The organism is Terriglobus roseus DSM 18391 (assembly GCF_000265425.1).
GTDB lineage: Bacteria > Acidobacteriota > Terriglobia > Terriglobales > Acidobacteriaceae > Terriglobus > Terriglobus roseus.
Map to the genome: position 1 here is coordinate 2,201,891 of NC_018014.1, position 19,811 is coordinate 2,221,701.

General features: G+C 59.2%; 19 protein-coding genes and 1 tRNA gene. 12 read left to right on the top strand and 8 right to left on the bottom strand.

The window, feature by feature from the left end; translation table 11 throughout:
* The 3 genes from hpnC to hpnE are packed head-to-tail and all read left to right on the top strand — an operon-like array spanning position 1 to position 3,268.
* Positions 1 to 945, top strand: a complete 945-nt coding sequence (gene hpnC / locus TERRO_RS09195; protein WP_014785728.1) for a squalene synthase HpnC — start codon at positions 1 to 3, stop codon at positions 943 to 945.
* A complete protein-coding gene (locus TERRO_RS09200; RefSeq protein ID WP_014785729.1) occupies positions 942 to 1,883 on the top strand; it encodes a phytoene/squalene synthase family protein in 942 nt (313 codons plus the stop codon). Before hpnC ends, TERRO_RS09200 begins: the two co-directional genes overlap by 4 nt.
* Entirely contained in the window at positions 1,880 to 3,268 is a 1,389-nt protein-coding gene (gene hpnE, locus TERRO_RS09205; protein ID WP_014785730.1) for a hydroxysqualene dehydroxylase HpnE, read from the top strand. The genes TERRO_RS09200 and hpnE overlap by 4 nt, the downstream gene beginning before the upstream one ends.
* Positions 3,269 to 3,949: 681 nt before the next feature.
* Here the strand turns inward: hpnE and TERRO_RS09210 are convergent.
* The 8 genes from TERRO_RS09210 to TERRO_RS09245 all read right to left on the bottom strand — a co-directional run bounded on the left by TERRO_RS09210 (position 3,950) and on the right by TERRO_RS09245 (position 12,551).
* The gene (locus TERRO_RS09210) at positions 3,950 to 4,339 is read right to left on the bottom strand and encodes an EamA family transporter (RefSeq protein WP_014785731.1); all 390 of its coding nucleotides are present in this window, start codon (positions 4,337 to 4,339) and stop codon (positions 3,950 to 3,952) included.
* Positions 4,340 to 4,397: 58 nt separating this feature from the next.
* On the bottom strand, positions 4,398 to 4,823 hold the full coding sequence (locus TERRO_RS09215; protein WP_041592530.1) for an EamA family transporter: 426 nt from the start codon (positions 4,821 to 4,823) through the stop codon (positions 4,398 to 4,400).
* A 133-nt stretch (positions 4,824 to 4,956) separates the two neighbouring features.
* A complete protein-coding gene (hpnJ, locus tag TERRO_RS09220; RefSeq protein WP_014785733.1) occupies positions 4,957 to 6,435 on the bottom strand; it encodes a hopanoid biosynthesis associated radical SAM protein HpnJ in 1,479 nt (492 codons plus the stop codon).
* 78 nt (positions 6,436 to 6,513) lie between these two features.
* Positions 6,514 to 7,977 (bottom strand): TolC family protein, encoded by a 1,464-nt coding sequence (locus tag TERRO_RS09225; protein ID WP_014785734.1) that lies wholly within the window; start codon positions 7,975 to 7,977, stop codon positions 6,514 to 6,516.
* Positions 7,974 to 8,897 carry a tetratricopeptide repeat protein gene (locus tag TERRO_RS09230; RefSeq protein ID WP_157178305.1) on the bottom strand — a complete coding sequence of 308 codons (924 nt, stop codon included), beginning with the start codon at positions 8,895 to 8,897 and terminating at the stop codon, positions 7,974 to 7,976. The genes TERRO_RS09225 and TERRO_RS09230 overlap by 4 nt, the downstream gene beginning before the upstream one ends.
* Before the next feature lie 5 nt (positions 8,898 to 8,902).
* On the bottom strand, positions 8,903 to 10,153 hold the full coding sequence (locus TERRO_RS09235) for an efflux RND transporter periplasmic adaptor subunit (protein WP_014785736.1): 1,251 nt from the start codon (positions 10,151 to 10,153) through the stop codon (positions 8,903 to 8,905).
* 57 nt (positions 10,154 to 10,210) lie between these two features.
* A complete protein-coding gene (gene recJ / locus TERRO_RS09240) occupies positions 10,211 to 12,085 on the bottom strand; it encodes a single-stranded-DNA-specific exonuclease RecJ (protein WP_041592531.1) in 1,875 nt (624 codons plus the stop codon).
* 4 nt (positions 12,086 to 12,089) lie between these two features.
* The gene (locus TERRO_RS09245; protein ID WP_014785738.1) at positions 12,090 to 12,551 is read right to left on the bottom strand and encodes a hypothetical protein; all 462 of its coding nucleotides are present in this window, start codon (positions 12,549 to 12,551) and stop codon (positions 12,090 to 12,092) included.
* Positions 12,552 to 12,988: 437 nt separating this feature from the next.
* Between TERRO_RS09245 and TERRO_RS23810 the strand changes: the two genes are divergently transcribed.
* The 9 genes from TERRO_RS23810 to TERRO_RS09295 all read left to right on the top strand — a co-directional run bounded on the left by TERRO_RS23810 (position 12,989) and on the right by TERRO_RS09295 (position 19,792).
* Positions 12,989 to 13,267 (top strand): DUF507 family protein, encoded by a 279-nt coding sequence (locus tag TERRO_RS23810; RefSeq protein WP_041592532.1) that lies wholly within the window; start codon positions 12,989 to 12,991, stop codon positions 13,265 to 13,267.
* 2 nt (positions 13,268 to 13,269) lie between these two features.
* On the top strand, positions 13,270 to 13,545 hold the full coding sequence (locus TERRO_RS23815) for a DUF507 family protein (RefSeq protein ID WP_014785740.1): 276 nt from the start codon (positions 13,270 to 13,272) through the stop codon (positions 13,543 to 13,545).
* A gap of 71 nt (positions 13,546 to 13,616) precedes the next feature.
* Positions 13,617 to 13,693, top strand: a tRNA-Glu gene (locus tag TERRO_RS09265).
* 85 nt (positions 13,694 to 13,778) lie between these two features.
* Positions 13,779 to 14,747: an NAD-dependent epimerase/dehydratase family protein gene (locus TERRO_RS09270; protein WP_157178306.1), complete on the top strand. Its 969-nt coding sequence runs from the start codon at positions 13,779 to 13,781 to the stop codon at positions 14,745 to 14,747.
* On the top strand, positions 14,731 to 15,456 hold the full coding sequence (locus TERRO_RS09275; RefSeq protein ID WP_014785742.1) for a glycosyltransferase: 726 nt from the start codon (positions 14,731 to 14,733) through the stop codon (positions 15,454 to 15,456). The genes TERRO_RS09270 and TERRO_RS09275 overlap by 17 nt, the downstream gene beginning before the upstream one ends.
* A 14-nt stretch (positions 15,457 to 15,470) precedes the next feature.
* Positions 15,471 to 16,493, top strand: a complete 1,023-nt coding sequence (locus TERRO_RS09280) for an NAD-dependent epimerase/dehydratase family protein (RefSeq protein WP_014785743.1) — start codon at positions 15,471 to 15,473, stop codon at positions 16,491 to 16,493.
* The gene (locus TERRO_RS09285; RefSeq protein WP_014785744.1) at positions 16,486 to 17,847 is read left to right on the top strand and encodes a glycosyltransferase family 87 protein; all 1,362 of its coding nucleotides are present in this window, start codon (positions 16,486 to 16,488) and stop codon (positions 17,845 to 17,847) included. The genes TERRO_RS09280 and TERRO_RS09285 overlap by 8 nt, the downstream gene beginning before the upstream one ends.
* A 98-nt stretch (positions 17,848 to 17,945) precedes the next feature.
* Positions 17,946 to 19,253 carry a tRNA (N6-isopentenyl adenosine(37)-C2)-methylthiotransferase MiaB gene (gene miaB / locus TERRO_RS09290; protein WP_041592533.1) on the top strand — a complete coding sequence of 436 codons (1,308 nt, stop codon included), beginning with the start codon at positions 17,946 to 17,948 and terminating at the stop codon, positions 19,251 to 19,253.
* Positions 19,254 to 19,255: 2 nt separating this feature from the next.
* A complete protein-coding gene (locus TERRO_RS09295; protein WP_014785746.1) occupies positions 19,256 to 19,792 on the top strand; it encodes a bifunctional nuclease family protein in 537 nt (178 codons plus the stop codon).
* The last annotated feature ends 19 nt before the right edge of the window (positions 19,793 to 19,811 follow it).

Sequence of the window (19,811 nt, forward strand, 5' to 3'; positions counted from 1 at the left end):
ATGGCATCGGAACAGCGGCTTGAGGGCGCGCCGGTTGAGTTCCTTGAGCCGGCTACGCGGCCGACGCTGACTGAGGCGCAGGCCTGGTGCAAGGCGCTGGCGAACTCTCACTACGAGAACTTCCATGTCGCCACATATTTCCTGCCGGCGAAGTTGCGGCCGCATTTTCATGCGGTGTATGCGTACTGCCGCGTCTCGGACGACCTGGGGGATGAGGTTCCGGATCGCGAGACGGCGACGCGCCTGCTGGATACGTGGGGCGCGATGTTGAATGAGTGCTACGACGCTCCGGAGCAGTCGCGGCATCCCGTATTCGTTGCGCTGCGACCAAGCATTGTTGCGTGCGATCTGCCTCGTAAGCCGTTTCTGGATCTGCTGAGCGCCTTCCAGGCGGACCAGGTGAAGACCCGGTTTGCCACGCTGGATGAGGACAATGACTACTCGCGTGATTCCGCGAATCCAGTCGGCGCTCTGGTGCTGTACCTGTGCGGCTATCGTGATCCTGCGATGCATACGTTGAGTGACAAGACCTGCACGGCGCTGCAGTTGGCGAATTTCTGGCAGGATGTGGGCGAGGATCTGCGTGAGCGCGATCGTGTCTATCTGCCGCAGGATCGGCTGGCGAAGTACGGACTCGATGATGCTTTTCTGAAGCGCGGCGTGGAGAACGATGCCTACCGCGCGATGGTGCAGGAGCTTTGCGCGGAGACGCGTGCGATGTTGCTTGCGGGCGCTCCGCTGATCGACCAAGTCGATCGCGAACTTGCGGCAACGCTGCGACTGTTTACACAGGGTGGACTTGCGATCCTGGATGCGATCGCTGCGATCGACTACAACACGTTGAGTCGCCGCATTGAAGTGAGCAAGAGTGCAAAGATGAAGCTGCTTGCAGGTGCTGCACTGAGCAAGTTGGGCGTGCATCGCGGGTCGCGAGGTCTTCGGTGACGGATGAGCTTACCGCGGCATATGCCCACTGCCGCGTGATTGCAAAGCGCGAGGCGAAGAACTTCTACTACGGTTTTATGGCGCTGCCAGCGCATAAGCGCGATGCCATGTGCGCCGTGTATGCCTTCATGCGGCGGGCGGATGACATCAGCGACGAAGAGAGTTACTCGCTGGATGATCGTCGCGTGATGATGGCAGACTGGCTGGCTTCGTGGCGCGGTGAGCGTGCCGTCGATGCGCAGGATGTGCAAGTGTTTATGGCTGTGCGCGATGTCCAGGTCAGCTTCGGTGTGACGGACGACCTGCTTGAGAAGCTGATCGCCGGTACGACGATGGATCTCGATCCGGCGGCGCCGGCGGGTGTGCAGCGCATCAGCGTTGCTGGGCGCACGATCGATCAGTATGAGAGTGCCGAAGCGCTGGAGCGTTACTGTTACCTTGTCGCTTCGGTCGTGGGTCTGGTTACGATTCGCATCTTTGGATTCACGAATCCCGCCGCTGATGAGTATGCAGAGCAGCTTGGTCTTGCATTCCAGTTCACCAATATTCTCCGCGACGTGAAGGAAGACGCCGAGCGAGGCCGCATCTACCTGCCGCTCGAGTGGATGGAGCCGGCAGGTGTTACCTCGGCGGATGTGTTGAAGGCGGCGGCGTCCGGTGATGCGTCGCCTGCGATGTATGCAGTGCTGGCAGAGCTTGGGTCGCGTGCCGAGACTTTCTATGGCGCAGAGAACAAACTGATTCCGCTTCTCGCGACGGACAGCCGTGCCGCGATGCGGGTGCTGATCAGGATTTATCACATGCTGCTGCAGGACATTCGCGCGAAGCACTACCGCGTTTTCCAGGAGCGCATCAGCGTTTCGACGGCTCGGAAGCTGGCGGTGCTGGGCAAAGGGATGCTGGGCGGGCTGATGGCGCGTGGTGGAGCGAAGCCGTGAGTGTGCCTCATTTTGATGCTGTGGTGGTTGGGGCTGGACTTGCCGGCCTGGCAGCGGCGTCTGCGCTGAGCAGTGCGGGCGGGAAGGTACTGGTGCTGGAGCGGAAGCCGTTCGTCGGCGGCCGCGCTTACTCGTACGAGCACCCGGCGCTGCATGAAGAGATCGACTGTCAGCATGTGTTGCTGGGCTGCTGCACGAACCTGGTACACCTGTGTGAACAGGCCGGTGTGGCAGATCGAATCCGGTGGTATGACGAGCTTACGTTCCTGGAGCCGGGGCTGGATGGCAAAGCTGCTCAGCGGACGTCGTTGAAGCCCCGCATCCTGCCTGCGCCGCTACACACGTCGTTCGACTTCCTGCGGGCACCGATGCTTGGGCTCGCGGACAAGGTTGGCATCGCGCGCGGCCTCATGGACTTTATGCGCGGCTATCCCGCGGGTGATTCGGAGAGCTTTGCGACGTGGCTGAAGCGGACGCGACAGACTCCACGTGCGATCAAGCACTTGTGGGAGCCGGTGATTGTCGGTGCATTGAATGATGGCTTTGAGAACTGCTCGACGAAGTATGCGGGGCAGGTCTTTCACGAGTCGTTTCTGAAGTCGGCGCAGGGCGGCCGGCTGGGAATTCCTGCGATGCCGCTATCGCAGTTCTATGGGTACGTTGCGGAAGAGACGGTGCGGCAGGGGGCAGAGCTGCGTCTGTCGCAGTCGGTCACCGGACTCGCGCGCGAGGGCGATGTGTGGTCGATCGCAACGAGCGAGGGATCGTTCACTGGCGACAACGTTGTGCTTGCGGTGCCGTTTCAGCAGGCGGCTGCGCTGTTGCCGATGGATGCTGCTGGCACCGCGCTCCGCGAGCAATTCTCAAAGCTCCAGAACGCTCCGATCACGACCGTTCACCTTTGGTTTGAGCGGGAGATTACGGAACTGGATCACGCCGCGTTGCTGGACACGGGCATTCAGTGGATCTTTCAGAAGTCACGGATTCGTAAGACGCCTGGGCAGGGAAGTTACTGCGAGCTGACGATCTCTGCGTCGTTTGCGGAGTTGCACCAGACACGGGAGGAAATCCTCGGAAATGCTCTGCGGGAGCTTGCGATGTTCTTTCCGAAGGTGCGCGAAGTGAAGCTGGTGAAGAGCGGGATACTGAAGGAGGCTCGCGCTACGTTCTCGGTGACGCCGGGGCTGGATGCCTCCCGGCCTACGCAGACGACGGCGTGGCCTGGATTGTTTCTTGCGGGCGACTGGACGGAGACGGGCTGGCCTTCGACGATGGAGGGCGCGGTGCGTGGTGGGTACCTGGCGGCTGGCGCCGTGGCGGGAACGAAGTTCCTGCGGCCGGATTTGCCTGCGACCGGGTTGACGGGTTTGATCGCTCGGTCTTGAAGCGCAATCTCTAGAGTTGGTGGTCACGCTTAGTGAACTCTGCGTTCGGAGAAGACCTCCCTCAGCGGCTGAAGCCATTTTGTTGTTGGTTCTCATGGCATGGCTGAAGCCATGCCCCTCCGAAGGAAGTCGCGCTGACGCGCGATTTAGCGCTTTGCGCTTCCGTTCAGTGGGTCGTGCGTTGGCGATGGAGCGCTTCGTGGCGAACCCGGTTCTAGCGGTAGGGAGGTGAGGGCCGTGGATGCTTGAATGCCTTCGGGATCCTTGGCTTTGCCATGCAATGACGGGCTTTGGGGGTGATCTTGCCGCTGCCTTTTTAATCTGGAAAAGCTCGACCTCAGGGGCTGAAGCCCGCTTCTCGGAGGTTGTGGTGGCACAGCTGAAGCTGTGCCCTTCCGAGTCACTGGCTTTGGAAGCGGGCGTAGGCTGCGCGGTGGTAGAAGTTTGCGGTGGCGCTGTCCACGTCTCACAGACGAGACCTTGGGGCACCAGGCGGCGTGTTAACCCGAGGATCTTTGATGGATCAGAGGAAAGCAGTTCGCGCGTTGCGCGAATCCCCACTTTAGCTTCGCGAAAATGGGGCACCCAGAGTCGTGATCTCCGCTAGCTGTTAAGCCGTGCCCTTGAGCGACGCGTTCGGGCCTCCGTGAGCTTGAGGTGCTTGTCGATTCCTGGGGCTTGCTAGCGCGTTAGGAGGAAGACGCCTGCGCTGACAAATATGGCTGCGAGCCAGCGGCGGCGGTCCACGTTTTCTTTCAGGAAGAACTTTGCTGCAACGGCTGTTGCGATGAAGGTTAGCGAGTTGGTTGCGGGCGCTACCAGGCTTAGGTCCGCTCCGGAGAGCGCGAAGAGTAGCGCGAAGAAGCTGATTGCCATGCAGGCGATGCCGCCGATGAGGAAGGGCGATGTGACGACGGCCTTGATGGCGCCGGGGAGGCCGCTCTTTGCGCGGATCTCGTCGAGGTCACCGACGCGGGTCATGGCGGCCGAGATCATCGTCTCGCCGATGGTTGCGCCGAGGACCATGACGACGATGGTGATTATGGTCGAACTGCCAAGGTTCGCGATCATACCTGCACGCCTTCTTGCTCCACGATGGCGATGATGGTCGAGCTGCCGAGATTCGCGATCATGGCTGCACCCCTTCGAGTTCCGCGAGGGCGAGATGTTCGGTGCGGGATGGGCCGTTGGCCACGAAGCCTACGCCAATGACAATGCAGGCGATGCCTGCCCAGCGCATGGGGGTGATGGCCTCGTGCAACCAGAGGCGGCCGATGAGCGCGGTGACGACGTTGCCGAAGGCGGTGGCGGGCTGTACGAAGGTGAGGTCAGCCCAGCTAAGCGCCGTCATGTAACTGCCCATGAAGCTGATGAGGACGAGGATGCCGGCGATGACCCAGGGATTCATCAGAGCGTGCAGTAGCAGGCCCATGTGATCAAAGGAGACCGGACCGACCTGTTTCATGCCGCGGCTGAGGAGGGCGTCACCGATGGAGGCGCCCAGCATGATGAAGACGAGCATGAGGTATTGCGAAGCTTTGAGGCGGTGGGACATTCAGCTTTGATTGTATCGACTTAGGATGATCCGAAGCCGGGCGGGCACATACTGTCGCTGCGCCTGAGAAGTTGCAGCCAAATGAAAACCGCCTCCGTTTCCGGAGGCGTTTCTGTTTGGATCGACTTTGGAACTAGGCGTTCATGCTGACGGATTCCTGCGCCTTCAGTGCGTTCTGTTCCTTCTTGAGACGCGAAGCCTTGTTGCGCTGGCTGCGGAGCTTCATGAAGGCCTTTGCCTCGACGTACAGGCGCGGCACATCGCGGTTGACGATTGCCTTCCAGACGACGCGGGCTGCGGCCTTCGGGCGGAAGTAGTACTCGTCGTAGAACTTGTGCACCATCTCCATCACGTACTCGGTCGGCAGGCCGGGGTATTCAATGTGTGCCATCTGGTGGCCGCCGCCGTCGTTCATGATCTCGTTGGTGATGTAGCCGTTCTTCTCAGCGAAGTCATAGAACTCGGTGCCGGGGTAGGCATGCGCAACGGAGACCTGGATGGTCTCGCAGTCGAGCTGCTTGGCGAAGTTGATCGTGTTCCAGATCGACTCCTTGGTTTCGCCGGGCAGGCCGAGGATGAAGTCGGCGTGGATGATCAGACCGAGGTCGTGGCAGTCCTTGACGAACTCGCGGGCACGCTCAACGGTCGAGCCCTTCTTGATGTTCTTGAGGATCTGCGGATCGCCGGACTCGAAGCCAACGATGAGCAGGCGGCAGCCCGCTTCCTTCATAGCCTTCAGGGTGTCGCGGTGGGTCGTGGTACGGCTGGTGCAGGACCACGTGATGTTCAAAGGCTTGAGCTTCGCGCAGAGCTCGATGGTGCGTTCCTTTTGGATGTTGAAGGTGTCGTCATCGAAGAAGAACTCCTTGACGTCAGGGAAGTTCTCCTTGGCCCACTTCAATTCCGCTGCGACGTCGTCGGTGGAGCGCTTGCGCCATGCGTGGCCGCTGAGTGTCTGGGGCCAGAGGCAGAAAGTGCACTGTGCCGGGCAGCCGCGCGTGCTGTAAAGCGAGATGTAAGGGTGCAGAAGGAACGGCACGTTGTAGCGTGTGACGTCCATGTCGCGCTTGTAGATCTTGGTCGCCCAGGGCATCGCGTCGAGGTCTTCGACCTGCGGACGATCCGGGTTGTGCTGAATGACGCCGTTCTCATCCTTGTAGGAGAGGCCGAGGATCTCGTTGATCGGCTTACCCTGCGCGTATTCGACGATGGTGTAGTCGAACTCGCGGCGGCAGATGAAGTCGATGGCGTCGCACTCGTTCAGAGCGCGGTCGGGGTCGGTGGTCACCGGCGGTCCGACGAATGCGATCTTGATGGTCGGGTTGACCTTCTTGATGGCCTGCGCGAGCGCGTGATCGCCGGCCCAGCCTACCGTGGAGGTGAAGAGCACCAGGAACTCGTAATCCTTCGCGATGTTGATCGTCTCTTCGGCGCTGACGTGGTGCGGGGGCGCGTCGAGCAGGCGCGAGCCCTCCAGCATGCCGGCCGGGTAGGCCAACCACACGGGATACCAGTAGGATTCGATCTCACGCGTCGCGGGCCAACGGGAGCTGGCGCCACCGTCGAAGTTTTCAAAGGAAGGCGGGTTCAGGAGCAGTGTCTTCAATACCATGGTTGTACCTCGAATTTTACCATTTAGTGACCGGTCAAAGGACCGGTGGAACCCAGTCGGGAACCTTTCCGGCGGCCGCTAGGGGTGGGGTATGACGGAAGGGGAATTCGGCACGATGCCGGGGCTGGCTCCGGTGGGAGCGGTGGTGGGAACACCCGGTGCGGTTGTACCTGCGGGTGAAGGCACGCTTGGCGTCAGGGTGCGACTACCGGTGGCACCCAGAATCCAGTCGCCAAGGCCCTCTGTTTGACGCAGCAGGTTGACCTGCGTTTGACGCAGTTGCAACTCGGCGGCCAGAACGTCGAGATATTTCTGACGTTCCTGAAGCTGGGCGTTGAGCTGGTCCTTGGGATTGACTTGTGGGCCCTGGGAGGCGCCCCCGTCGAGCTGGAGTTGGAGTTTTAGAGTTTCGAGTTGATCTTCTGCGATCTCGCGGTCGTCGCGAGCGAGTTGGGCACGGAGGTCGAGTTCGCGGGTGGAGTTCGCCAGTTTTGAGCGACCTTCGCGATAGACGCCGCGCTGCTGGTCCGCCTCGGCGTAGGCACGTGCGGCATCTGCGGCTGAACCACGCGCCTTGGCCCGGTGTGCCATGTCCAGCAGCGGGATATTAAACTGGAGGCCAAAGCTGAGCGCGTTTTCGCTGTTCGGGTGCGCGTCGGTGCCGCCATACCGGGGGTAGTAGTCGAGGTAGGAGGAGAGCGAGGTCGCCACGCGGCTGTAATTGCCGGCGAGCACGATCTGCGGACGAAGCATGTAGCGGCTATCGCCGAAGGCGGTGTACTGCTTCGCGCGTGCACTCGCGAACGCTGCCTTGATGCCGTAGCTGTCTGGCAGCTTGTCCATATCCACGTCCGCGGATGCTGGCGTCCGCGTGAATTCCGGAACCGAGCTGCGATCCGTGAAGAGGAATGTCGCAGGAAGGCCGGTCAAGAGTGCGAGATGCTGGCGATTCGCTGCGATTTCATCGTCTACCTGGAGGCTTGCGAGACGTAGTTGCGTCCCGGTGCGTCGCGATTTGGGGAGTTCGACTTTTGGGTCGACGCCGAGAGCGATGCGGTCTGTGGTGATGGACACCAGGCGGTCTGAGTATGCGATGGAATCGCGAAGAACCATCTTGCGTTCCAGGGAGTAATCCAGCGCCAGGTAGGTGTTAGTTGTGTCTTCGGCTACTTCGATCTGGCTGTTGTGCAGGGTAAGTTCGGCAGCCCGGACACCTTCGTCGGTCGAACGGATGTAGTCCTTTTGCGAGAAGCTAAAGACGAGACTCTGAGCGCTTATTGAGAAGATGACCGGGACATTCAGAGGAGCGCCAGTGGATTGGCCGTAGCCGGTCACGACACCGACGGTGGGGATATAGGCGTCGCGGGCTTCGCTGCGCGCGGCACGGGCTTTGTCGAGGTCGGCCTGTGCCATGCGGATCTTGGGGCTGTTCTTCAGCGCAAGGTTCACTGCGGACTGCAGGGAGATCTGCGCGACGCCGCGGCCGGTGCAGACGAGGAATGCGGCGAGGGCGAGTGTGCGGAGTGCGTAGGAGCGTGTCATTGACCGGCTCCTTTCCGTGCGGCGTCGTAGTTGGCGGCGAGCGCCAGGGCTGCGGCGTATTCTTTTTGGGCGCCGGCAGTATCGCCCGTTGCCTTGAGCGCATTGCCTAGCAGGACGTGCGCATGGGCGAATGCGGAGAGTTCGATCTGCTGGGTTCCGAGGTACGCACGAAGTGCTGCGATCGCTTCAATGGGCTGCTTGAGATCGATCAGGATTGCGGCGGCATCGAGGGTGTCCGGACCATGATGTGGGTCGGCTGCGAGCGCGAGCTTTGCGTTCTGGGCGGCTCGATCCGCCTGCTTGCGGCTGCGGTAAAAGCTGGCTAGATCGACATAGGCCTCAGGCGAATGGGCCACTGCGAGTTCGGCACGATACTCGGCTTCCGCAGTTGCGTCGTCCTTCGACTTGGCGGCAATCATGGCTGAGAGGCGGTGGGCTCGCGCTGCGGAGAGGGGCTTGAGGCGGTTTGCGATGTCGCGGGCCTTATCAAGTCCGCCGCCCACGATGCCAGGAGCCTCGGCGTAAAACTGGCCCAAATCGCTGAGGGCTTCTACATTCTTGGGATTCAGTTGGACTGCCTTTTCGAAGCTTCCACGGATTTTGCTGACCATTCGCATACCGGTGAAGGTGCCGCTGTGATCGGCCTTATTGCCGTAGACGCGTGCCAGCTCGAGGGCGTAGTCGCTGTTGGAGGGCGCCAGAGAAGCGGCTGATTCGCAGGCGGTAATGGCTTCATCGCGTCCATCGACAGAGGAGTAGAGCTTGCACAACAGTTCCTGTGCGTCAGCGTTCCGGATCGGCTTCAGGGCTGCGACTGCGGCGTCGACTCGGCCTGCGCGGGCATCCGCCAGAGCGGGTGCGGGAATCTGCGCGGCGGCGGTCGCTGCGAATAGGAGGGTAACGCACGCTACTCGAGACACACCGATCACTGCTGCACAACCCTGACCCGCAGGCCTTCCGAGAGATCGATACTGCTGCTGGTTGAGGCGAGTGCGACAAGATCGTTGGGATTGATGCCGGAGACGATCTGTACCGCCATCAGGTTTACCGAACCAATCTTGACGACGCGCTTCACGAGCTGATTGTTCTGGACCAGGAAGACGTAGCTTTCTGAGCCTTGTGTCCGCAACGCCTCACGCGGCAGGCTGAGCACGTGATAGATCGACTGCGTCGTGACGCTAACGTTCACGTTGGTATTTGGAAGCAGATCGCCTGTGGCGTCGTCTACAGCGATGAGACACTCGCCAACGTTTCGGGTGCCGTAGGTTATGACCGTCGTGGGCGTCCGGACGATGTGGCCGTGCCAGCTGAGACCCGGCTTGGCGTCCCACTTGATGACCACCTTGTCGTTTAGTTTCAGGCGGCCGATCTCGGGCTCATCGAAGTAGGCGCGGACCTGCATCTTGGTGAGGTCGGCAACCTGCACGAGTTCTTCACCGGAGCCGACGAAATCATAAGCTTTCACGGGCAGGGAATAGACGGTGCCGGAGAACGGTGCACGTACGACGCTCTGAGAAAGTGACTGCTGCGCTGCGGCCAAGCTTGCCTGGCTGTCAGCCAACTGAGCGCTGGCGCGCTGCTTATCCAATGGAGAGTAACGACCTGTGGAGCGCTTCTGGAGTGAATCGAGGGAGCTTTGCGCCGAGGAGAGGCGGGACTGGGCAGAGGCGACCTCGCTAAGTGAGGCTGCGCCCTTCGCTTGTAATGCCTGTAGTGCAGAAAGATCCTTCTGCGATTGTGCTACCTGAAGACGTGCGCGCTCGAGGTCGCCGGTAATGCCGATACGCTCGTCCGTCGATCCGCCATTGCCTACGTCAAATTGCGCTGCGCGTGCCTGCGCAATGGCTGACCGTGCGGTCTCCACGCGAGCCTCGGCGGCAGCGGTGCTCATGCGGAGCAGCAGCGTTCCGGCGCCAACCTGTTGGCCTGCACGGACGTAGACTGCCTGCACGCTGCCGGCTTCGCCAGCATGGGCCTGGAAGTTCTGGATGGGTTCGACTTTACCGTTGGTCGACAGGTCGCTCAATAGGTCGCCGTAGCCAGCCTTCGCCGCTCTGATGTCGATTTCCTTACGCGTGAAGAGGCGAATGCCGATGACCAGTGCGATCACGAGGATCGCCACGATCGCCACTCGAAAGGCTATTTTTCCGCTGTTTCCGCTTGCAGTGTCAGTCATGCCCGATTCGTCATTATATGAGACTCAGAAAGCTGTTTCTCGGTTCAAAAGAATCGTTTACGGTACGTCGGGTGTTTCGTGGAGGCGCAGGTCTGCGAGTTCCATCTCCGCTCCACCAAACTGCGGGTGCTTGTTCTCGCGCACACGGAAGACCGCATCGACCACGGAACCCGCGCCAATGCCCATTTCCGCGAGTCGTTCCGGCCAGACCACGGCTCGGCTCCAGCAGAGGCAGCTGATCTGCGTGTCGTCTCCTACGCTGAGGCACAGCTTAAGATGGCGCTCCTTCAGCACCTTCGGCTGGTCGCGGATGGTGCAGGCGCGGGCGAGAAAAAGGGGTTCTCGATTGCTGTGGCCAAAGGGTTCGAGTAATCGCAGTTTCTTTAGCAGCTCAGGCGTGAGTTCCGTGAGCGGAAGTTCTGCGTCGATCTCGACTCGCTGCTGCAGCATCTCCGGTGAGAGGCGGCCGTTCGCGTAGGCTGCGAGCCGTTCGCGAAGCATCGGTACGCGATCTGACGGCATGGAGAAGCCAACGGCGTGCGCGTGGCCGCCGAAACGGTCAAAGATGACGGGTTCAGCGTGGGAGTGCGCAGCAGTGATTGCGTCCAGCAGATGAAAGCCGGGAACGGAGCGACCGGATCCATGAGCCAAGCCATTTTCGTGGGCGATGACGAGCGCCGGACGCCCCATCCGCTCGACCACGCGTGAGGCGAGGATGCCAATGACGCCGCGATGCCAGCCGTCGCCGTCGAGCACAAGGCAGCCGGCGGCGGCAAGTGCGACTTCGTCGGCACGGAGAACGACCATCTGCTCTTCAAGAGCGGTCAGGACGGTGGCTTCGACGTTGCGACGCTCTTCGTTGAGCAGGTGCAGTTTTTCTGCGATGGCGCGGCCCTCTGCGGGGTCGCGCGTAAGGAACATGCGGACGACGTCGCTGGCCACGTCCATGCGGCCGGCTGCATTAATGCGCGGCGCGATGCGGAAGGCGATCTCCGTGGCGGACGGGCCGCGCTCCTCATCGGCAGCGACGCCGGCGAGGTCCATGAGAGCGCGGAGGCCGCCCTGGCGAGGATCGCGCAGAGCACGCAGGCCAAGCGCGACGATGGTGCGGTTCTCACCCGTGAGCGGCACGGCGTCGGCAACGGTTGCGATGGCAACCAACTTCAGCAGGGACGGCAGTAGCTTGTCCCATAGGGCAGTGAATTCGACGGTGCGGTAGTGCGATGGATCGGGTGGTGACGTGGTCGCTGCGTGCAGGAGGGCGTGCGCCAGTTTGAAGGCGACGGCGGCTCCGCAGAGTTCCTTGTACGGGTAGTCGCAGAAGGGCTGATTGGGATTGATCACGGCGACCGCGTCCGGTATGCCGGCGACGCCGTCAGGCAGATGGTGATCGGTGACAATCAGATTGAGTCCCAGCGCCTTACACTCGTCCGCTGCGGCGAAGGCACGGATGCCGGTATCGACACTGATGACGAGGCGAACGCCCTGCGCTGCGGCCTCACCCAGCACGCCGGTCTGCATGCCGTAGCCTTCGCGGATGCGGTGCGGGATATGAAAGCGGACGAGCGAGGATCCACGGCCGTTGCTGTCGAGCGGCGTGATGCGGTCGATGGCGGTCTTGAGGAGGACGGTAGCGGTGGTGCCGTCGACGTCGTAGTCACCGTAGATGAGGATGGGCTCGCGCTTCGCAACAGCCAACAAAACACGGGCGACCGCTTCCTTCATGCCAAGTAGAAAATTGGGGTCGTGCAGGTCTGCCATGCTTGGGACGAGGTAGCGGCGGGCAGCGGCGGGAGTTTCGATGCCGCGGGAGACGAGAACCTGCGCGAACCAGAGCGGCTGTTCCAGCGCTGCGGCCAGCCCGTGCGCCTCAATCGAGGGCGGTTCCGGCATGATCCAGCGGGCCTGCATGGCAGATGTTTCTGCGGGCATCCGGTTATTCGTCGTCGCTGTCGTCAAGAACGATGCTGCCCAGATCGGCCACAGCTTCCATCCACTGCTGATAGCGGTCGTACCACTCGGTGGCGGTCTCGTAGAGGAACATGACGCCGCCGTAGGCGAAGCCGAGCTGCAGGTAGCCGGTCTTGCCGACGTACTTGAGCAGGTACTGTGCGTCGTCGAGCTCCTGGCCAGCTTCGTCGGGGAAGCGGTGGACGCGGGTGCGCTCGATCAGCGTCTCAATGTCCTGCTTTTCCAGGACGACTTCGCTCATGGTGACGAAGGGGACGTTGGTCGCCTTGGCATGCTCGACGAAGTCTTTCCAGCTGTCGGGACCATCATCCTCAAACATCACGGAGGGCACGTCTTCCGGGACGTATGCGTTCAGGCGCCGCAGGCCGTTGCCCGCGATGAACGCGATCATGTCGTCTTTCACAATGAGGAGGTCGTCTGGCTGCATCGTCCTTTGATTGTCTCATCCCGAAGGCCGGGGAGCATCGAGGTTATGAGTGTTCCCGAGTGGCAGATTCGTGTCTGCATGAATGAGCGCGAGCCCGACGCATCCCGGCCTTCCTGCCGGAACGAGGGCGCCAAGAAGTTAAAGGACGAGCTCAAGGACATGGTGAAGGATGCCGCTCTAATGAGAAAGGTTCGCGTGCTGGAACCAGCTGCATGGACTAGTGTGAACACGCTGCGGTTTGCGTGGTGTATTCGGACAATGTCTGGTACAGCTTTACCAAGGCGAAGGGACGCGGAGAAGATCGTGCAGCAGCACCTGGTAGGCGGAAAGCCAGTGAAACGCCTGCTGCGTGACGCGCCCGAGAATCTGCGACGGGCGGACAGCCGCAAGTAGAGAAGTAGGGGGACGGCTGCAACATGCTATCCTCCTTCTTGCCCATGCTCTTCTCCAAAGACTACGTCGGATATTTGTCGCGCCAGGTTGTGCGCAGGCTGGTGGAGGCGAAGATGATTCGCACCGACAAGCCAGCCATTGTGGCCGAGCGGATCAACGCCGGTCTGATCGAAGAGCTGTCTCTGGAAGACCGCATCAATGACGAAGTTCGCGTCATTCTTGAGGCTTTCCAGGACGACATGCTGAAATCCGGCGCGAGCTACCCGGAGATGTTCAAAAAGGTGAAGAACGAGCTCACCCGCAAGTACAAGGCGGTGCTTTAGTCATGCGCATCTCTCGCGATAAGGTGAATAAGCTGGCCCACACGGTCGCCGACACACTGGCGGACGTGGACGAGGCTGAGTTTCTGGAAGATCGCAATACGATCCGTCAGGAAGCCCGGAAGATCCTGGAAATGCTGCTGGCCGATGAAGTGAAGATCGATGCCGCCGCGCGCGGCAAGATCACGTCGCAGCAGAGGATCATCCTGGAAGGCACGCAGGAGTGGGACATCCTTTACCGGAAGTACTACAACGATGAAGTGAAGCGGCTGGGTATCTAGAGCGGTTTGGAATCATCACGGTGTTTGCGGTATACTTTGGAAGTCGCGCAAGTGATGGCCATTCCAAATGTGGCGTTATGGTGTAACTGGTTAACACGTCGCCCTCTCAAGGCGAAGAGTCCGGGTTCGAGCCCCGGTAACGCTACCAAATTCTCAGCTTCTCGCTAAATAACCTCAGACTTGAGCCACCCAGGCTGCTTTTATGGCGTCCTGTCTACTTTGGGGGTAGCTTTTTGGCTAAGCAGCGAATCTTGGTGACTGGCGCAAGCGGCACCTTAGGCCTGAACATCCTTCGTCAGTTAGTTGCAACGAACTCCTATAAAGTTATTGCACCGGTCCGCAGCAAAAGTGCGGAGCTGGCCACTTTCGGCGAAGATGTTCAATTCATCGATCATGAACTAAGCGATGCGATCCATACGGCCCAGATCTTTGAGCGTGCGAACCCGGACGTAATTGTCCATGCGGCTGCCAGTGGCTTGCGCCCCCCTAAAGGGTCCTGGTTTGACTTGATGCACTTCAATGTGGAATCGACGATGCGTTTATTTCAGATGAACTGCAGGTTTGACCACCATTCGCGTTTCATCTACATCAGCACGGGGCTTGTGTATCGAGAACAGGGCCGCCCTCTACTTGAGACTGATCCTATTGAGACCCTGCACCCCTACGGGGCCAGCAAGGCCGCTAGCGACTCGATGCTCCAAGCCGCGGCAGCGGAGTTTAAGCGGTCGCTCACCATATTGCGGCCGTTCGCTTTCACGGGCCTTCATGATGGCGGCGAACGCCTTTTTCCGAGAATCGTCACGGCTTCAGCTACCGGCAACACATTGCCTATGACGCTTGGGAACCAAGTGCGTGATTTTTGTTCCGTCGAAGATATTGCGCGGGCCGTCGTGCTGACAATCGAACGTAAGCCTGAGTCGATGATCGAAAAATTCAATCTAGGCAGCGGAGTTTCTGTTCCGCTTCGTGACCTAGTGACCGACGTGTGTCAGAAGTTAAAACTTGCGCCCAAGCTTGAATTTGGGAAAGTGCCGATGCACCCATTTGAACCCTTCCATTCCGTCGCGGATATTACCGCTGCTCGGGAGAAGCTCGGCTGGACTCCACGCCAGTCCGTGGCGCGCGCCGTTTGGGAACTGGCCAGACAAATGTATCCCGCACTAGAGATGAAGGAGCCTGCCCCAGGTGGAAGAACAGCTTGAGCTTTCTGTAGTAATGCCTGCTTATCGCGAAGCAGATTCGCTTCGCATGCTTCTGCCGAATCTTGTCCCTGCCGTTGCGAAACTTTCGAACAGGTTTGAGATTATCGTCGCGGACTCCATGACACCTGTCGATGACACAGCCGAGGTCTGCGGTGAAAACGGTGTGCGATGCGTGCCGCGTCGCGGCGGCAACACCTATGGGGATGCGGTTCGCAGCGGAATCGAGAGTTCATCGGGAAGATATGTGCTTTTGATGGATTCCGACGGTTCGCACAATCCAGCGGAACTGTTCAAGCTCTGGAACCAGCGTGGAAAGTGCGATCTGGTCATCGGGTCGCGCTACGTACGCGGAGGCAGTACCGAGAATCCAGCGATCCTGATTCTGATGAGCCGTGTTCTCAATTTGGCATATAAGTTCGCCTTCCACCTTCCGGTCGCAGATGTCAGCAATAGCCTCAGACTTTATCGTGGGGAGCAACTGCGCTCCCTGCACTTGGTCTCGAGTAACTTCGACATCGTGGAAGAGATTCTGATTCGTCTTGTTGCAGGCAAAACTCACGCTACCGTGACGGAAGTGCCTGTCACATTTGAGCAGCGTAAGGCGGGTGAAAGCAAGCGTCACTTGCCGACGTTTGTTATGAGTTATTTCAGTTCCATGGCTAAAATGCGGGCCTTCCGCAATGAAGAGATGGCAAAAAACAAGCAGTAGACGGGAGATACGGTTTGGCTTACTTAGTAACTGGTGGATGTGGTTTTGTTGGCAGCAATCTGACCGCGGAGTTGTTACGCCGGGGGGAGCAGGTCGTGGTTTTGGATAATTTCACGCGTCCCGGAACGCCGATAAACTATGCATGGCTCCAGACGATTGGTAGGTTCGATTTCTTTCACGGAGACGTTCGGAACAGCCAGGATGTTGAGACGATCTTCCGGGCTTTTCCGATCGATTGTGTGTTCCATCTGGCAGGACAGGTCGCGATGACCACGTCTCTTGAGAATCCACGCCGCGACTTCGAAGTTAACGTGCTGGGCTCCATTAATGTGCTGGAGGCAGTCCGATTGCACGCACCGGACGCAACGGTGGTCTATGCATCGAGCAATAAGGTCTACGGTGAACTTGAGGCCTGCGTCCTGGAAGAGAAGCCGACTCGCTACGAGCCGGCGGGCAAGAAAGACGTGGACGAACGGGCTAGGCTGGAGTTCTACACGCCGTATGGCTGCTCAAAGGGCGCGGCAGACCAGTACATGCAGGAATATGCGCGTAACTTCAAGGTGAAGAGCGTGGTCTTCCGGCATTCCACAATTTACGGCGGACGTCAGATCTCGACGTTTGATCAGGGCTGGGTCGGCTGGTTCTGCCAGCAGGCGATTGAGACAAAGCACAATCCGTCTCATAGTTTTACGATCAACGGCGATGGCAAGCAGGTTCGTGATCTATTGCATGTGTCGGATGCGGTGGCTTGCTACCTTGCAGCACACGAAAACCGCGCACAAGGTATCGGAAATGCCTTCAACATCGGTGGCGGTTATGAGAACAGCATGTCCTTGCGAGAACTCTTTTTACACCTGGAGAAGGAACTGGGCATAAAGATGAATCCACGCGAACTGCCGTGGCGAGCCAACGACCAGAAGTACTTCGTCGCGGACAATAGCAAGGCGTTAAGGCTCATCGGTTGGTCACCAAAGAAAGCGAAGGCAGATGGGATCGCGGACTCTCTCGCTTGGGAACTCCAGAGACGGAATGCATAAGCGCGCCGCACAGAATCACTTGGATGGCACAAGCCCGCGTAAAGAACGGGCGCTGCTTCTAACTGTCGGCAATTGCAAGCCGATCCAAGCATTTCTGTTAGTGTTGATCAGCCTATGGGTCCTGACCGCCGTAGTCGGCCTGCTGGAGCACTTTGCTCTGCACTGGCCGAAGGAGCATTGGTCGCCAATGTTCGTGTCTACCGCCCCGTACGATGATTTCACCATTTACAGGGAACGCTTTCATTACTTCCATCAGGCCGATTTTTTCGTGCCTTGGCAGACTCACGCCGTTGGGATCTCCAATTTCCCCTTCACATATCCGGCGCCGGCTGCAATTGCCTTCAAGCTCCTCTTCGTTTTTGGTTCTGCTAGCGAGTATGTGCTTTTTGCATTCTTTCTAGCCGGGAGTTTGCTCGCGCTAGCGCTCTTTGGACGCGCGCTGACGGTACACGGGTTCACTGGGCCTTCTACCATTTGTTTTCTCGGTCTTGCGGCAGGCCTTTCATATCCGGCCATGTTCGCGATCGACCGTGGAAACATCGAGCTCTTGAACGCCCTCCTCGTTTGGTCAGCCGTCGCTTGCATATGGAAACGGTGGTGGACCGCAGGTGCAGTCCTGCTCGGAGTCGCCATCTCTTTCAAGCTGTTTCCTATATTCCTCCTAGGATTGTTCGTTGCGAACCGCAAGTATCTTGCCACGTTGGTATCTGTGTCCTCGGCTGGTGTCGCCACGGTATTGTCCTACTTGGCACTCGGCCCTACATTGGGAGAGGCACGTCGGGGAATTGCCAGCGGGTTACTTTTCTTTCAGCAACAGTACGTTTTATCTTTCCATCAGTATGAGGCGGAGTTTGACCATTCACTTTTTTTGCCTGTGAAGATGGTTGCCATCGCGCTTCATCATTTTTTCCCCGCCTCCTTGCCAGCGGGACTTGCGTCCTACGCCAGCGGCTATCTCGCTATTGCAACTCTCTTGTGCCTCGTTCTTTTTTTCTGGCGAATTGTGAAAATGCCGTTGCCGAATCAAATCATCATTTTGGTGGTGCTATCGGTTTTGGTCCCACCCTTATCCAGCGATTACACCTTGGTCCATCTCTACGCAGGTTGGGCCGTCCTCACGTTATGCGTCGTAAGTTCCAACCGGCTTGACGACAGAGCGATGAAGGGAGGGTTGCTTGCCATGGCCCTGTTCGGCGCACTGATGGCACCGGAGAGTTTTCTTTATGCGCATCACTTTGGATTCTCCGGTCTAGCGAAGATGCTTATGCTCCTCACACTGGCCGCGACAGCCGCAATCTTCCCTTGGCAGTACAGCGGTTTATTGAAAGATGATGGGGTTGCGCTCTTAACCTGATTGTCGATAAGCACCATCATGGGCTCGGTCTTCGGAACGATATTAATACCGAGGCAGCGTATACTTTCCTCGTGAGCGCTGCAGCTAAAACCTTTTATATGGAGACCTTCGGTTGCCAGATGAATGCCCATGACTCTGAAAAGGTCATTGGCACGTTGGAGCATGAGGGGTATGTCCGGGTCCAGGATGAAGAGGCTGCGGAGCTGATTCTTTACAACACCTGCTCAATTCGCGACAAGGCGGAGCAGAAGGTCTTCCATCGGCTGAACGAATACAAGCGCATGCAGGGCGAAGGGAAGCAGTTTGCCGTGCTGGGCTGTGTTGCGCAGCAGGAAGGCGAGAAGATTTTTGAGAAGGCGCCTTTTGTGTCGCTGGTTTCGGGATCGGCTTCGTATCGCAATCTGCCGGAGATGCTGGTGCGTCTCGAGGCTGGTGAGAAGCGGATCACGGGCCTGGACGACCGTCGTACGCAGGACGCGACGTTCGATACGGAGTTCACGACACGCAGCAATCCGCACCGCGGCTACATCACCATCATTGAAGGTTGCGACAAGTTCTGCAGCTATTGCGTGGTGCCGTATACGCGTGGCAAAGAGCGTTCGCGGGCGTCCGACAGCATCATGGCTGAGGCGCAGCGGATGGCCTCGCTGGGCTATACGGACATCCAGTTGCTGGGGCAGAACGTGAACAGTTACCGCGACCCCCTGGGGCAGCGGACATTTGCGCAGGTGTTGGAATCGATTGGTGTGCTGCACGGTGTTCGTCGGGTGCGCTTCACTACGTCGCATCCGCGCGACTTTACGCCGGACATTATTGAAGTAATCGACCGGATGCCGACCGTCTGCGACCACGTGCATCTGCCGGTGCAGTCCGGCTCTTCTGCGGTGCTGAAGGCGATGCAGCGCGAGTACACGCGGGAGTGGTACCTGGAGCGCATCGGCTGGATCAAGGCTGCGAAGCGGGATATCAGCATGACGACGGACATCATCGTTGGGTTCCCCGGAGAGACGGAAGAGGACTTTGAGATGACGATGAGTCTGCTGGATGAAGTGGGCTACGACGCCGTCTACGCCTTCCAGTACTCGCAGCGTCCCAATACGCCTGCAGTGGGCATGCCGGATACCGTTCCGGACGATGTGAAGTCTTCGCGGCTGCAGCGGTTGATGGACGCGCAGCGGGAGCGGCAGCGTATTGCCTACGAGCGTCATATGGGGCAGGTGATGGACGTGATGGTGGAGGGCTACAATTCGCAGCGTGGTCAGATCACAGGTCGTTCCTCCCAGAACAAAACGGTGAACTTCACCACGACGCAGCCGATTCTTCCGGCGCTGGGCAGCTATCAACAGGTAAAGATCACACGCAGCTTCCCCAACAGCCTGGTGGGCGAAGCAGTACTGGCAGGCTGACGATGACACGTTCTGCAGAGCACGCAAAGGGAAGCACGACGCCTGAGGGAACGGGCGATGAGGTTGAGGTTCGTATACGGGGTCTGATGATGGATCCTGTCACGAACATGCCCATGATCGTCCTGAAGGATTTGACCGGCGACGGCGTGCTGCCCATCTGGGTCGGCATCTTCGAGGCAAACGCGATTGCGCTTGAGATTGAGAAATCCGCGACACCGCGGCCGATGACGCATGATTTGTTGCGGAATGTACTGCGTGCCTTCGACGCGACCGTGACCCGCGTGGTCATCAACGACCTGAAGGATGACACGTTCTTTGCGGTGATCTGGCTGGATCGCGACGGTGACGTCATGACCATGGATTCGCGGCCCTCGGATGCGCTGGCTCTGGCGATGCGCGCGGATTGCCCTATCTATGTCAGTCGCACCGTGATGGACAACGCTCGGATGAACCAGAAAGGGCGCGACGTAAATTCCGATGAATTGCGTCGCTGGCTGGAAGGCCTGGGCGACGACGATATGGGCCGCTACAAGATGTAGCTTGCCCTGGGCGGTTCCC